The organism is Longimicrobium sp., assembly GCF_036399935.1.
Taxonomy (GTDB): Bacteria; Gemmatimonadota; Gemmatimonadetes; order Longimicrobiales; family Longimicrobiaceae; genus Longimicrobium.
The window spans coordinates 45,974-59,420 of record NZ_DASWMD010000070.1 but is presented as its reverse complement, the minus strand read 5'-3'; the positions used below and the strand labels follow the sequence as shown (position 1 = coordinate 59,420).

At 69.9% G+C, this 13,447-nt stretch carries 9 protein-coding genes and 1 tRNA gene; 5 read left to right on the top strand and 5 right to left on the bottom strand.

The genetic code is table 11. The features are described 5' to 3' along the window. Position 1: 1 nt before the first annotated feature. Positions 2 to 874, bottom strand: a complete 873-nt coding sequence (locus tag VGB24_RS21365; RefSeq protein WP_331074947.1) for a tetratricopeptide repeat protein — start codon at positions 872 to 874, stop codon at positions 2 to 4. A gap of 268 nt (positions 875 to 1,142) precedes the next feature. On the opposite strand from VGB24_RS21365, the gene VGB24_RS21360 reads away from it, so the two are divergent. After that, on the top strand, positions 1,143 to 2,681 hold the full coding sequence (locus tag VGB24_RS21360) for a hypothetical protein (RefSeq protein WP_331074946.1): 1,539 nt from the start codon (positions 1,143 to 1,145) through the stop codon (positions 2,679 to 2,681). Between the two features lie 98 nt (positions 2,682 to 2,779). On the opposite strand, the gene VGB24_RS21355 is transcribed toward VGB24_RS21360, so the two are convergent. The 3 genes from VGB24_RS21355 to VGB24_RS21345 form a co-directional block, all read right to left on the bottom strand. Further along, positions 2,780 to 2,862 (bottom strand) — tRNA-Leu (locus VGB24_RS21355). Between the two features lie 104 nt (positions 2,863 to 2,966). Next, positions 2,967 to 5,159 carry a PBP1A family penicillin-binding protein gene (locus tag VGB24_RS21350; protein WP_331074945.1) on the bottom strand — a complete coding sequence of 731 codons (2,193 nt, stop codon included), beginning with the start codon at positions 5,157 to 5,159 and terminating at the stop codon, positions 2,967 to 2,969. A 115-nt stretch (positions 5,160 to 5,274) separates the two neighbouring features. Beyond that, positions 5,275 to 5,994: an SDR family oxidoreductase gene (locus VGB24_RS21345; RefSeq protein ID WP_331074944.1), complete on the bottom strand. Its 720-nt coding sequence runs from the start codon at positions 5,992 to 5,994 to the stop codon at positions 5,275 to 5,277. Between the two features lie 512 nt (positions 5,995 to 6,506). On the opposite strand from VGB24_RS21345, the gene trxB reads away from it, so the two are divergent. From trxB to VGB24_RS21330, 3 genes are all read left to right on the top strand, one after another. Continuing rightward, entirely contained in the window at positions 6,507 to 7,568 is a 1,062-nt protein-coding gene (gene trxB, locus VGB24_RS21340) for a thioredoxin-disulfide reductase (protein WP_331074943.1), read from the top strand. A 202-nt stretch (positions 7,569 to 7,770) separates the two neighbouring features. Further along, complete coding sequence (locus VGB24_RS21335) at positions 7,771 to 8,028, top strand: type II toxin-antitoxin system HicA family toxin (protein ID WP_331074942.1); 258 nt, start codon at positions 7,771 to 7,773, stop codon at positions 8,026 to 8,028. Beyond that, positions 8,025 to 8,369 carry a type II toxin-antitoxin system HicB family antitoxin gene (locus tag VGB24_RS21330; protein ID WP_331074941.1) on the top strand — a complete coding sequence of 115 codons (345 nt, stop codon included), beginning with the start codon at positions 8,025 to 8,027 and terminating at the stop codon, positions 8,367 to 8,369. Before VGB24_RS21335 ends, VGB24_RS21330 begins: the two co-directional genes overlap by 4 nt. 122 nt (positions 8,370 to 8,491) lie before the next feature. On the opposite strand, the gene VGB24_RS21325 is transcribed toward VGB24_RS21330, so the two are convergent. Then, positions 8,492 to 10,912: an FdhF/YdeP family oxidoreductase gene (locus tag VGB24_RS21325; RefSeq protein ID WP_414676740.1), complete on the bottom strand. Its 2,421-nt coding sequence runs from the start codon at positions 10,910 to 10,912 to the stop codon at positions 8,492 to 8,494. Positions 10,913 to 11,209: 297 nt separating this feature from the next. Here VGB24_RS21325 and VGB24_RS21320 point away from each other — a divergent pair, with 297 nt between their 5' ends. Continuing rightward, positions 11,210 to 13,390 (top strand): GAF domain-containing protein, encoded by a 2,181-nt coding sequence (locus VGB24_RS21320; protein ID WP_331074939.1) that lies wholly within the window; start codon positions 11,210 to 11,212, stop codon positions 13,388 to 13,390. Positions 13,391 to 13,447: the final 57 nt, after the last annotated feature.

Genomic DNA, 13,447 nt, shown 5'->3' with positions numbered 1-13,447 from the left:
GTCAGGTCCGCTGCAGAAGGCGCTCGCGAAGGAGCGTGGGTCCCAGGTCGGCCCGCAGGAACTGCTCCGCTTCGTCGGCGCCGGCGGTCAGCCGGTCTTCCACCTCGGCCAGCAACTCGCGGTCGGCGCTGTCGGCGGCGCCCTCGGCCCGGGCGAAGGCTTCCCAAGCCGAGTCTTCCCACCCCTGCGCGCCCATGGCCAGCGCGGCCAGCAGCTGCACCTCCACGTCTTCGTGGCGCTCCCCGGCCGCCTGGTGAAGCTGCTCGGCGCTTTCCTCGCCACGCCCCGCGTCCGCCAGCGCCAGGCCGAACAGTGCGCGGAGCCAGCTGTCGTCGGGCGCGAACGACAGCGCCTCTTCCAGCGCGTCCAGCCCCTCGCCGGTCTTCCGGGCCAGGAGCAGGGCGATGCCGAGCTCCATGTGGATGGCAGCGTCGTCGGGAGCCAGCCTGCGCGCGGCCTCCAGCTCCACCAGCGCCTCGTCGAACAGCCCCTCGCGGGCCAGGTACGCGCCGTACGCCTGCCGCGCGAAGGGAAAGTCGGGCGCGGTGAGCGCGGCCATGCGCAGCGCGCCCTCGCCCGCGGGGTCGTCCAGCGCGGCGACGGCGGTCCCGGCCACCGCAAGGACGAACGGGTCTTCCGGCTGCAGTTCCAGCGCGCGGCGGAACATGTCGTACGCCTCGCCCTCCTCGCCCAGGCGCTGCGCGGCGATCCCCATCCAGCACAGCACGCGCGGATCCCCGGCGTGCGACTCCAGCTCATCGGCCAGCAGCTGGTGAGCCTCGTGCCAGCGGTCCTGCTCGCCCAGCGCCTCCGCCTCGGCCACCAGCGCCTCGGCCGTGTCGTGCCCCGCCGCTCCGAACCCGTTCTCGCTCATCCGCCGTCCGTTCGTGGTTCAAGGCCCTGTCCCAGGCCGCTCCCTGGAATCCTGCCCCAGCCTGCCCTGCACCGCAAGGGATCAAACCCCGGCGAAGGCGTGTAGACGCGAGAGTGCTACGGATGACGTTGCAGTTTACGCCGTCGGAGGGTAGGTTGTCTCTTCACACCCACGACGGCGTCACTACGGCTGATCCGCCGCCCCGGTCCCTGGGCGCGCACTCCTCTCGTCGCCATCGCCCGCTCCACCCCACACACCATCCCGTTCCATGACCAACCGAACTCGTTGGACCAGCGCCACCGCGCTGGTGCTGCTGGCCGCGTGCACCGACGCCGCGCAGACACCGACGGCCGCCCTGCCGCGCCTTTCGTCGTCCGACGGCCCCGCGCTGGAGGGCGTGCCCAACTCGGTGCTGTACCGCCAGCCTGCGTACCAGCACGCCACGGGCCGCTCCGGCAGCGCCACGCTCTCCGCGCGCGCCCTGCTGGGCCGCGACGGACGCACCGAGCTGGAGGTGACCACGGGAGAGCTGGGCGCCGCGTCGGCCCCGGGCACCATCGCCAAGGTGCAGCTGAAGCTCCTGGATTTGGATGGCGTGGAGCAGACCACGGCCAACTTCACCGGCCTGAAGGCGGGGGGCATCTTTCGCACCACGCTGAACGGGCGCGCGGCCGGGTCGCAGGTGCGTGTCCAGGCGAACGTGCGCGGCATCGACTGGACGCGCACGGACGTGGTGACCATCACCGAACGCGTCAACCGCCGGCCGGACCTTGCCGTGGGGGAGCTGAACGGCCCCACGTCCATCCCGGTGGGCGCGCGCGCGAACCTGGTCGCCGTGATCCGCGAGCTGAACGGCGACCTTGGGGCGGTGGGCGACTGCGTGCTGTACGTGGACGGTGTGCGAGCCGACCAGGCGCTCGGCATCTGGGTGGCCGAGGGCGACGGCGTGGAGTGCCTGTTCGCCCCGGTGCTCAGCACCGCGGGCCAGCACACGCTGGAGGTGCGGGTGGAAAACGTGGTTCCCGGCGACTGGGACCTTTCCAACAACGCCGCCACGACGCGCGTGGTGGTGGAGAACCCGCGCCAGGACCTGGTGTTCACCGGGTTCGCGCAGGCGGGGTACGAGGGGCACGACAAGCGCGACATCCGCGAGGGCGAGTGGCGGCGGGGAACGGAGTGGGAGAAGTGGCGCGACGTAGACGCCGACACCCTGCGTGTGCAGGAGGCCGAGATCTTCGGGGCCGCACGGGGCGACCTGGCGCTGCCGGTGCAGAACGCCGAGTTCTCCATCACCACCGACGGCGGCTCGCTCTTCGACAAGGCCGGGATGACGTACCACCACGTCACCTACGACGCCGCGACCAGGAACACCTGCGAGCGCTGGGGCACCCTGTGGAAGTCCTTCCAGGTGTGCTCGGCCCCGTCGCGCTACGGCCCGGCGGACCCCGGCTACAGCCACTTCTGGATGCGCTACTCCGGGTACCTGAACCGGTACTACTCGCGCGAGACGGCTCAGGGGTGGAACTCGTGGCAGGGATACTATACCCGCAACACGGGCCACAACGGCGGCGCCTGGACGGATGTCGTCACGCCGCCGCTGGGCGGCGAGGTGCGCTTCCACGTGCTGCTCGAAACGGCCACCCGCCGCGCGTCGATCGACAAGGTGGTGCCCATCGCGGCATGGCTGGACACGACGTCGCAGCGCCCTCGCGAGTGCACCAGCACCACGTCTGGGGACTACAGCGAGACGGTCTGCTCCGAGTACTACTTCCGCGAATGGAACGGCGGCGGGCGCGAGCCGTTCTGACCGGCTCGGGCCTGAACCCGTCACGAGTGCGAGGGCAAGCCTCGGCATGAACACGCAAACCCCGGAGCGTGGCTCCGGGGTTTGCATACGTCCGTGAGTGCCTGGGACGGGACTCGAACCCGTAAGGGCGTAGCCCGGCAGATTTTAAGTCTGCTGTGTTTGCCGATTTCACCACCCAGGCGCAGCGAGCGCGGCCCGATCGGGACGACTCGCGTACTTCAACATAATCCGAAGTCCCGCGTTCATCCACCGTCCCGACTCGCCGGCCTGGATCTACCGCTCCGGCTAGTGGGTGCCCGACAGCGGATCGCGGGCTCGCGGCTTGGGCGGGAGCGCCTGCTTGGGATCGCCCCCGATGCCCAGCCAGTCGCCCACGCCGCGCATCGTGCGGCCGAACCAGCCGCCGAAGTCGTCGGGGTGCAGCGGGCAGTGCTCCGTCGGCTCGGTGCCGGGAAGGAAGTACTCCGTCGCCACCTGCTCGCCCGGGCATCCGCCAGTGGCCAGACGACCCGTGGAGCGGTCGATCTGCACGCTCGTCAGGTCCGAGGGCGGCGTCCACGCGGTGGGCGCGCCGTGCCGCTCGTAGTACGACGCCATCACCTTGCCCCACACCGGCGCCGCCAATCCCCCGCCCGACGCGTTGGCCAGGATGCGCGCGGGGCGGTCGAAGCCCAGCCACACCCCCGCCACCACGTCGGGGGTGGCGCCCACGAACCACACGTCCGCCGCGTCGTTCGTCGTCCCCGTCTTGCCCGCGGCGGCGATGGTGTACGGCAGCCCCGCCGTCCGCACGCCCGATCCCGTGCCGCGGTCCACCACGTCGCGCATCAGCGAGGTGGTCAGGTAGGCCACGCCCGGCGACATCACGTAGCGCTTGGCGGACTTGGCCTCCCACACCACGCGCCCGTTGGAATCCACCACCCGCTGGATCAGCCGGGGCTTCACCGCGGCGCCGCCGTTGGCGAAGGGGGCGTAGGCGGCCACGAGCTCGATGGGGATCACCGAGGCCGCGCCCAGGAAGGTGGACGGATACGGCTTGATCTCCGTGGTGATGCCCATGTCGTGGGCGGCCTGCACCACGCGGGTGGCGCCCACCTTCTGCCCCAGGACCACCGCCGCGCGGTTGGACGAGGTGCGCAGCGCGCCGCGCATGTCCATGGTCAGCGAGTCGGAAACGTGGTCGGCGGGATAGTAGCCGCCCGTGGAATCCGTGGCGCCCGGGCCCACCAGCGGCTCGGTGATGGGAATGCCCTTGGCCAGCGCCGCGGAGTACACGATGGGCTTGAAGGCCGAGCCCGCCTGCCGGCGCGCCTGCGTGGCGCGGTCGAACTGGCTGAGCGCGTAGTCGCGGCCGCCCACCAGGGCCAGCACGTTGCCGTTGTCGGGGTCCATCGCCACGAACATCCCCTGCAGGCACGCGCCCGGGTTGGCCGGCTTGCCCCCGCAGGATGCGCCTCGGAAGCGGCCGTGCGTGCCGCGCTCCACCGCGCGGATCTGCGCGACGAGCGCCTGCTCGGCGGCGGACTGCAGCGCCGGGTCCAGCGAGGTGTACACGCGGTAGCCCGCCTGGTCGGCGTCGGTGCCGAAGCGCTCGCGAAGCTCGCGGCGCACGGCGGCGATGAAGTACGGGGCGCGGCCCCGGGCCTCCGGCGGCGGGGCCAGGCCCAGCGGCTCGGCCATGGCGGACTGCGCCTCGTCGCGCGAGATCACGCCGGACGAGGCCATCATCCCCAGCACCAGGTTGCGGCGGGTGCGCACCGCGTCGGGGTTGCGGCGGGGATCGTAGAACGAGGGGTTGCGCGGGATGGCGGCCAGCATGGCGGCCTGCGCGTTGGTCAGCTTCGTCGCCGACTTGCCGAAGTACCCCTGCGACGCGGCTTCCACACCGTAGAGGCCGGCGCTCAGGTAGATCTGGCTCAGGTACATCTCCAGGATCTCGTCCTTGGAGAACTCGCCCTCGATCTTCCGCGCCAGCGTGATCTCCCACAGCTTGCGCCGCAGCGTCTTTTCGCGCTTCAGGTGCTGCGGAAAGACGTTCCGCGCCAGCTGCATGGTCACGGTGCTGAAGCCCTGGCCCCAGCTGAGCGAGCGGACGTTGCGGGCCATGGCGCCGAACGCGCGCCGCCAGTCCACGCCCTTGTGGCGGTAGAAGCGCTTGTCTTCCACGGCCAGGAACGCGCCCGACACGTGGGCGGGAATGCGCTCCAGCGGCACCACGATGCGGCGCTCTGGCGCAAGATGGGCCACCAGCTGGCCGCGGCCGTCGTACACGCGGGTGGCCTGCGGGGGCGCGTAGTCGCGCAGCGCCACCACCGACGGGCAGTCCGCGCCCGAGCAGCGCGGCCACAGCCACGCCAGCGCGCCCACGCCCGCCGCGGCGCCGACGGCCAGCACGATCAGCAGGACGCGAACGGTGGTGCGCAGCCGCGAGCGTCCGCCGCTTTTGGCGGCACGGGGCCGGGTGGTCTTGCGTGCCATCTGGCTCGGGGAAAACGGGATGGAGAGTCTGCCAGGAGGTCCAGCTGTGTACCGGCGGCGGACAGGTGGTGTTCCGAGTCCGCGCCTGCTCCGGTTTCCGTTGACGGGCCGCGACTCAGCCGCGCAGCAGCCGCCCGCCGTCCACCACCAGCGTTTCGCCGGTAACGAAGTCCGCCTCCACAAGATACAACAACGCGCGCACCACGTCTTGCGGCGATCCATTGCGCTGCAGCGGCGAGCGCCGCGCGAGTTCCGCGACCTCCGCCTCGGTGAGATTTTCCGGCGGCAGCACGGTGCCGGGCGCAATGGCATTTACGCGAACGTCGGGCGCAAGGTTTCGCGCGGCCACCTTCGTGAGGTGAATGAGCCCCGCCTTGGACACCGCGTGGGCGGCGTAGGCGGCCCACGCCTGCATCCCCGCGAGGTCCGCGAGGTTGATGACGGTGCCCTTCCGTTCGCGCAGGGTGGGCGCGAGGTGGCGGATGAGGAAGAAGGGCGCCTTCAGGTTGACGGCGAGCGTGTGGTCCCAGAGTTCTTCGCTGGTCTGCTCCAGCCGTTCGGACGGGAACACGGACGCGTTGTTGACGAGCAGGTCGATGCCGCCGAACGCGTTTACCGCCTCGCTCGCCAGCCGCCGCACCTCCGCGTCGTTCGACAGGTCCGCGCCGATGATGGCCACCTCGCCGCCCCGCGCGACGATCTCGGCGCGCAGTTCCTCGGCGGGCCGCGCGGACGAGTTGTAATGGATGACGAGCCGGTATCCGCGCGTGGCGAGCGCCGAAGAGATTTCGCGGCCGATGCGGACGGCGCCGCCGGTGACGAGAGCTGTTTTCATGCGGGAAGGTTACGCAATGAGGTGCGGCGGGGGCAACGGCGGGCGCTCACCCCGGCGGTCATCTGAGGACTCGCGCACGGGAAGGCTGGCCCCGGCCCATTCCGCGGCGCCCCCCATCCCCAGCCCTTCCCCCGCAAACAGCCGCGGGGGAAGGGAGCCAGTGTGGTGCGCGGCCGTCGTTGCCGATGCTGGGCAAGGAACGCTTGCATGGCTCGGTGCGCTTCGGGAAGGTCCGGCGCAGTCCCCGGCTGCCCTCTCCCCCCGGCCCACTCTCCCGCAAGCGGGAGAGTGGGAGAACTGCACCAGGCTCCGGGCGCGCCGCATGGCCCGACTCACACCACGACAAGCCAGTCTGCGAAGGCAGATCTCGTGTGATCGTTGCAGCGAATTCATCCGCCGTGCGGGCCCGGCACGATTGCCTTCGCTCCCTCCGCCCAGCCCGTTACCGATCAGGTGCTCTCCCGCTGGCAGCCTGCGATGCGTTTCCGTTATATTCCTCGTCAGCAACCGCCATGGGAAACACACAGGAGCTGCGCGTGGAAGGCAACGTCGAGACGCTGGTGATCATCGGGTCGGGGCCCGCGGCTTGGACCGCCGCCATCTACGCCGCCCGCGCCAACCTTGCCCCCCTGGTGGTGGAGGGCGAGATCTCGCGCGACATGATCCCCGGCGGACAGCTGATGTTCACCGGCGACGTAGAGAACTTTCCCGGTTTTCCGGAGGGCGTCAGCGGGCAGGAGCTCCCCACGCGAATGAAGGAGCAGGCCGAGCGCTTCGGCACGCGCTCGCTGATGGAGAACATCGACTCCGTCGATTTCTCCACCTATCCCTTCGTGCTGCGCCCCACCTACAGCGACGAGATCCGCGCTCGCGCCGTGATCGTGGCCACCGGCGCGCGCGCCAACTGGCTGGGCCTCGACAACGAGATCCGCCTGGCGCAGGCCGGCGGCGGCGTGTCGGCCTGCGCGGTGTGCGACGGGGCCCTCCCCGCCTTCCGGGGCAAGCGGCTGGCCGTCGTTGGCGGTGGCGACACGGCGATGGAAGAGGCCACCTACCTCACCAAGTACGCCGGCGAGGTGGTGATCGTGCACCGCCGCGACGCCTTCCGCGCCTCCAAGATCATGGCCGAGCGGGTGCTCGCCAATCCCAAGATCCGCGTGGAATGGAACAGCCGCGTGGCCGCGGTGGTGGGCGACGGCTTCGTCACCGCGCTGCGGCTGGAGGACTCGGTGACCGGCGAGCAGCGCGAGCTGGAGGTGGGCGGGCTCTTCGTCGCCATCGGCCACACGCCGAACACCGCGTTCCTCAAGGGGCAGATCGACCTCACGGAGCACGGCTACGTGAAGTGCCCGGTGCCGTGGCGCACCTCTACCACCGTGGAAGGCGTGTTCGCCGCCGGCGACGTGATGGACGACTACTATCGCCAGGCGATCACGGCGGCGGGTACGGGATGCATGGCGGCGCTGGAGGCGGAGCGCTGGCTGGCGCACCACGAGCACATCGGCGCCGTCCCCATGCTGGAAACCGGCGAATCGTCCATCGCCATCGCCGAGGAGATGGTCCACGCCGAGTAGGCGCAGGCATCATCAAGAACCATAAGGCCGCGTCCACCCAGGGCGCGGCCTTTTTGCATACATGCCACTCGACCCCGTCCCGCCTGATCAGCCCAACGAATGTTTGGTTGACCTCAGGATCGTCCCAGTGTACGGTTTCGCGCTCAACGGAGCACACTGGACAAGTGCCCTCACGCATAGTACTATACAACAGTATCAAAAGATGAACTCCAAGAACCGGAGGATACTGGAAGCGGTCTTCGAAGAGCCGGTGAGGGCAGATGTCGACTGGCGCGATATCGAGGGACTGTTTCTCGCCTGTGGAGCACGGATCAAGTACCGCGGTGGCTCACGCGTGAACGTCGTGCTCAATGATGTCATGGCCAGCTTCCACCGACCTCATCCAGAGCGGGAAACCGACAAGGGCGCGCTTCGGTCCGTGCGCCGTTTCTTGAGGAACGCGGGAGTAGAACCACGATGAAGTACAAGGGCTACACGGCTAAAGTCGAGTACGACGCCGAAGCAGGGCTTTTGCACGGAGAACTGGAAGACATCTCCGATGTGGTGACGTTTCAGGCCGATTCCGTCGCCGAACTGGAAGCCGAGTTCCATGCGGCGGTTGACGACTACCTGGACTTCTGCAAGGAGGAAGGTCGCGAACCGAACCGGCCGTTCTCGGGCAAACTCGTGCTTCGCATGAACCCCGATTTGCACCGTGCGGCTTCGCGGACCGCGAGAAGCGAGAAGCAGAGCCTCAACGCATTCATCAGTTCGGCCGTTGAAGCAGCGGTTAGGAAAGGCTCCGCGCCGCTCGATACGTAGATGAAAAGGCGTTTCACGCAGAGGCCGCAGAGGGAAAAGAGAGGACGCAGAGGAACTTACCGAGCCCTCTGCGTCCTCTCTGTCTTCTCTGCGTCCTCTGCGTGAAACTGCTTTTTCGGCTCCTACGCCCGTGCCATAGGCTGTTCCTGCTCCACGTGGTCGTAGTCGAACCGCTCCTGCGTGGCGGACGGGGCGACGGTGATGATGACGAACTTGGAGGTGGGCGTGTTGCTGCGCTCAGCCACGGAGTTGATGGGCACGAGCACGTTCGCCTCGGGATAGTACGTGGCGGCGCAGCGGCGCGGGATGGGATACGACAACACGATGAAGCGCCGGGCGATCCGCGTCTCGCCCTCGTAGTGGCTCGTCAGGTCCACCACCTGCCCCGGCTGCAGCCCCTGCTCGGCGATGTCCTGCGCGTTCATCATCACCACGCGCCGCTCGTTGTGGATGCCCCGGTAGCGGTCGTTCAGCCCGAACACCGTGGTGTTGAACTGGTCGTGGCTGCGCATGGACATCATGATCAGCTGCCGCGGCTCCAGCTGCACCCGGTGGATGGGGTGCACGGTGAAGTTGGCCTTGCCGGTCGTGGTGGTGAACTGGCGCTTGTCGCGCGCCAGGTTGGGCAGGTAGAAGCCGCCCGGCTCGCGCACGCGGCGGTTGTAGTCGTCGAAGCCGGGAATCACCCGCTGGATGCGCTCGCGGATCAGGTCGTAGTCCGCCGCCATGGCGTCCCAGTCCACCGTGCTGCGCGCCCCCAGCGTCGCCTTCGCCAGCCGAGCGACGATCGCCACCTCGCTGACCAGGTGCTCCGACGCGGGCGCCAGCATGCCCCGCGACGAGTGTACGATCCCCATCGAGTTCTCCATCGACACGATCTGCACCCCCGACGCCTGCACGTCGCGCTCGGCCCGGCCCAGCGTCGGCAGGATGAGCGCGGTGCGCCCGGTTACGAGGTGCCCGCGGTTGAGCTTGATGGAAACCTGCGCCGTCAGCCGGCAGCGGCGCATCGCCTCCGCCGCGTATCCCGTGTCCGGGCCGGCGGAAAGGAAGTTGCCCCCCATCCCCAGGAACACCTTCACCTTGCCGGCGTGCATGGCCTTGAGCGTTTCCACCGTGTCGTAGCCGTGGTGGCGCGGGGGATCGAAGCCGAACTCCTGGCCGATGCGCTCCAGGAACTTTTCCGGCATCCGCTCCCAGATGCCCACCGTGCGGTCGCCCTGCACGTTGCTGTGGCCGCGCACCGGCAGCGCCCCCGCCCCCGGCTTGCCGATGCTCCCCTTCAGCAGCAGCAGGTTCACGATCTCCTGGATGGCCGCCACCGCCTGCGGCTGCTGGGTGAGCCCCATGGCCCAGGCGACGATCACCGTGCGGCTTTGCATCACCATCGTGGCCACGCGGTTGATCTCCTCGCGCGTGACGCCGCTCTGCTCGATGATAACCCGCCAGCTTTCGCGCCCCAGGTCTTCGATGAAGGCGTCGTAGCCGTGCGTGTGCTGGCGGATGAAGGCGTGGTCGAACACGGTGCCGGGCGACCGGCGCTCCTCCTCGAGCATCTCCTTGACCACGCCCTTGAGCAGCGCCACGTCGCCGGCGATGCGCACGGGAACGAACAGGTCGGCCAGCGGGGTGCCCGCGCCCGTCAGCACGCTCAGGGCCCGCAGCGGGTTCTTCAGCTCCTGCGGATTGTTGAAGTGGTTGAGCCCGGTTTCCGGCAGGGGGTTGATGGCGATGATGCGGCCGCCGTTGCGCTTCAGCTCCTGCATGGCCGACAGCATCCGCGGGTGGCAGCTGCCGGGGTTGTGGCCGATGTCGATCAGCAGGCTGGTGTGCATCACGTCGTCCAGCGTCACCGTGCCCTTGCCGATGCCTATGGCGTCGGTGAGCGCCGCCCCGCTGGACTCATGGCACATGTTGCTGCAGTCCGGCAGGTTGTTGGTGCCGAACTGCCGCACGAACAGCTGGTACAGGAACGCCGCTTCGTTGCTGGTGCGGCCGGAGGTGTAGAACGCGGCCTCGTCGGGCGAATCCAGCCCGTTCAGCTCCCTCGCCAGCAGCTGGAACGCCTCGTCCCAGGCGATCGGCTGGTAGTGCGTGGCCCCCTCGCGCAGCACCATCGGCTGGGCGATGCGCCCCTGCTTGGCCAGCCAGAAGTCCGACCTCCGCGACAGCTCCGCCACGCTGTTCTGCGCGAAGAACTCCGGCGGAATCAGCGTACGGGTGTTCTCCTCGGCCGTGACCTTCGCGCCGTTCTCGCAGTACTCCGCGAAGCCCGAGCGCTCGCCGGGCGCGGGATCGGGCCAGGCGCAGCTCTGGCAGTCGAGCCCACCCGGCTGGTTGAGGTTCAGCAGCATCCGCGTGCCGTCCACCGCGCCCATCTCGCCCACCGCGTACTGCATGGCCACCTGCACGGCCCTGAGGCCGCCCGCGGTGCGCTTGACCTTGCCCAGCTTGAGCCCGGTGAACTCCTCCGGGGTGTGGGCGTGCACGTCGCCATGGGACGCCTCGTCGGCGGAGGTGGCGGGGTGCTTCCCCTCGTCCACCAGCTCCTGGCGCACGCCCTCCTCGCTGGCCAGATCGATCTTGGCGGCTTCCCAGGCGTCCGGCTGCGGCTTGTCGCGGTCGTCGCCGCGGATGGCGCCCTGCTCCGGCTCCACGGACCCGCGGCTCTCCAGGTCCAGCCGTTCCTGTGGATCGATGTTGCCGCCGTCGGTCATGGCCGTTCTCTTTGGATGGTTGCGGGCGGGGAGGGGCAAAATCCATACTCTACCGCGCGCGGTTCTTGCGCACGCCCCGCGGCGGCCAGACCTGCATCACACTCGCTGGATGATCGTTTGGACATGACGGACGCGCCGCCCGCCGGCTCCCCCCAGCACCTGCCCGACCCGCCGCCCCGCTTGGAAGTGGACGCCGTCGTCCAGGCCCCGGAGCGCCTGGCGGCCGTCGACGCCACCGGGCTGCTGGATTCGCCCCCGGAGCCCGCGTTCGACGCCCTGACCCAACTGGCCGCCCGCCTGCTGCGCGTGCCTGCGGCTTTCATGGCGCTGGTGGACGAGGACCGCGACTTCTACAAGGCCGCGTGCGGGTTCGGCGCGCCGCTGGAGTCGGAGCGCGAGCTGCACGGCCGCACCTTCTGCCACTACACGGTGGCCGACGCGCCCGGGCCGCTGGTGATCCCCGACACCCACGAGCACCCGGCGTACCGGCAGGTGCCTACCGTGGACGTGCTGGGCGTCCGAGCCTACCTGGGCGTTCCCATCTTCTTCCAGGGCCAGCCCATCGGCTCGCTGTGCGCCATCGACCACCACCCCCGCGCGTGGAGCAAGGACGACGTGGAGGTGCTCACGCAGCTGGGCGCATCGGCGCAGCGCGAGATCGAGCTGCGGCTGGCGCTGGAAACCTCGCGCCGCGCGGCCCGGGAGCTGGAACGCGTCCATCGCGAGCACCAGGAGCTGCTGGACGCCACCACCGACGGCGTCTACACGGTAGACCGCGACGGGGTCATCCTGTTCGCCAACCGCGCCGCGGCCGAGCTGCTGGGCTTTGCGCCGGAGGAGATGCTGGGCCGCAACGCGCACGACCTCTTCCATCACTCCTATCCCGACGGCAGCCCGTACTCCCCCGACGAGTGCCCCATCTCGCGCGCTGCGCGCTCGGGAACGCCCGTCCAGATATCCAGCGAGGTGCTGTGGCGCAAGGACGGGACGCCGCTGCCCGTGGCGTACGCCTCGTCGCCGGTGCACCGCGACGGGCAGACGGTGGGCGCCGTGGTGCGCTTTACCGACATCGCCGAGCAGAAGCGCGCGACGGAGGGGCTTCAGCTGCTGGCCGAATCCGGGCGCCTGCTTTCCACTTCGCTGGACGAGGACGAGACGCTGCAGGCCATCGGCCGGATGGCGGTGCCGCAGCTGGCCGAGATGGTGGTGGTGGACCTGATCGAGGGCCCGGCCATGCGCCGCGCGGCCTGGTCGCACGCCAGCCAGGGGGCGTCGCCGCTGCTGGAGCGCGCGAGCCAGTTTCCGCCGGCGCTGGACGATGGCGGCCCGCAGGCACAGGTGGTCGCCTCGGGCGAGCCCCTGCTGGTGCGCGAGGTGGACGACGAGTGGATCGTGCGCGCCAGCCGCGCGCCGGAGCACGCCGAGATCATGCGCGAGCTGGTGCTGCGCTCGCTGATCGTGGCGCCGCTCCGCTCGCGCGAGGCCATGCTGGGCACGGTGACGTTCGTCCGCTGCGCCTCGCGTCCGCCGTTCGAGCAGGCCGACGTTGCCGTGGCGGACGAGCTGGCCCGCCGCGGCGCGATGGCGCTGGAGAACGCCCGCCTGTACGACGCGGCCCGGCGCGCCACCCGCGCCCGCGACGACATGCTGGGCGTGGTTTCGCACGACCTGCGCAATCCCATCCACTCCGTGTTCATGAGTTCGTCGTTCCTGCTGGACGTGATCCCGGCGGATGGGCGCGACATGGAGCGGAAGCAGCTGGCCATCATCCGCCGCGCCGCCGAGCGGGCCAACCGGCTGATCCAGGACCTGCTCGACATCACCCACATCGAGAGCGGGCGCCTTTCGCTTCACCGCGAGCCCCACAAGGCGGCGTCCATCGCGGGCGAGGCGGTGGAGTTGGCCGGCATCGTGGCGGCGGACCAGAAGATCTCGCTCGTTCGCGGCGAGATGGACGCGGAGGCGCGGGTGAACGCCGACCGCGACCGCGTGCTGCAGGCGCTGGGCAACTTGATCGGCAACGCGCTGAAGTTCACGCCCGCGGGCGGCAGCGTGACCCTGTCCGTGGAGGCGGAGGGCGGCGAGGTGCGGTTCTCCGTGGCCGACACGGGAACGGGGATCGCGCCGGAGCAGGTGGCCCGCCTGTTCGACCGCTACTGGCAGGCCAACACCGCCGACCGGCGTGGGGTGGGGCTGGGCCTTTCCATCGTCAAGGGCATCGCCGACGCGCACGGAGGACGGGTGGAGGTGAGGAGCGAACTGGGCCGCGGCACCACGTTCACCCTCGTGCTCCCCTCCGCCTGAGGCCAACCGCCGCACTTGCGCGGGGTGCGGCCCCGTCCAAAGATCCTCTGCCGCGCC

Excerpts from the sequence above, each read along its gene's own strand:
- trxB (WP_331074943.1), top strand. The coding sequence starts at position 6,507 with ATGGGAAACACACAGGAGCTGCGCGTGGAAGGCAACGTCGAGACGCTG.
- VGB24_RS21350 (WP_331074945.1), bottom strand. The coding sequence starts at position 5,159 with ATGGCACGCAAGACCACCCGGCCCCGTGCCGCCAAAAGCGGCGGACGC.
- VGB24_RS21360 (WP_331074946.1), top strand. The coding sequence starts at position 1,143 with ATGACCAACCGAACTCGTTGGACCAGCGCCACCGCGCTGGTGCTGCTG.
- VGB24_RS21335 (WP_331074942.1), top strand. The coding sequence starts at position 7,771 with ATGAACTCCAAGAACCGGAGGATACTGGAAGCGGTCTTCGAAGAGCCG.
- VGB24_RS21365 (WP_331074947.1), bottom strand. The coding sequence starts at position 874 with ATGAGCGAGAACGGGTTCGGAGCGGCGGGGCACGACACGGCCGAGGCG.
- VGB24_RS21345 (WP_331074944.1), bottom strand. The coding sequence starts at position 5,994 with ATGAAAACAGCTCTCGTCACCGGCGGCGCCGTCCGCATCGGCCGCGAA.
- VGB24_RS21330 (WP_331074941.1), top strand. The coding sequence starts at position 8,025 with ATGAAGTACAAGGGCTACACGGCTAAAGTCGAGTACGACGCCGAAGCA.
- VGB24_RS21320 (WP_331074939.1), top strand. The coding sequence starts at position 11,210 with ATGACGGACGCGCCGCCCGCCGGCTCCCCCCAGCACCTGCCCGACCCG.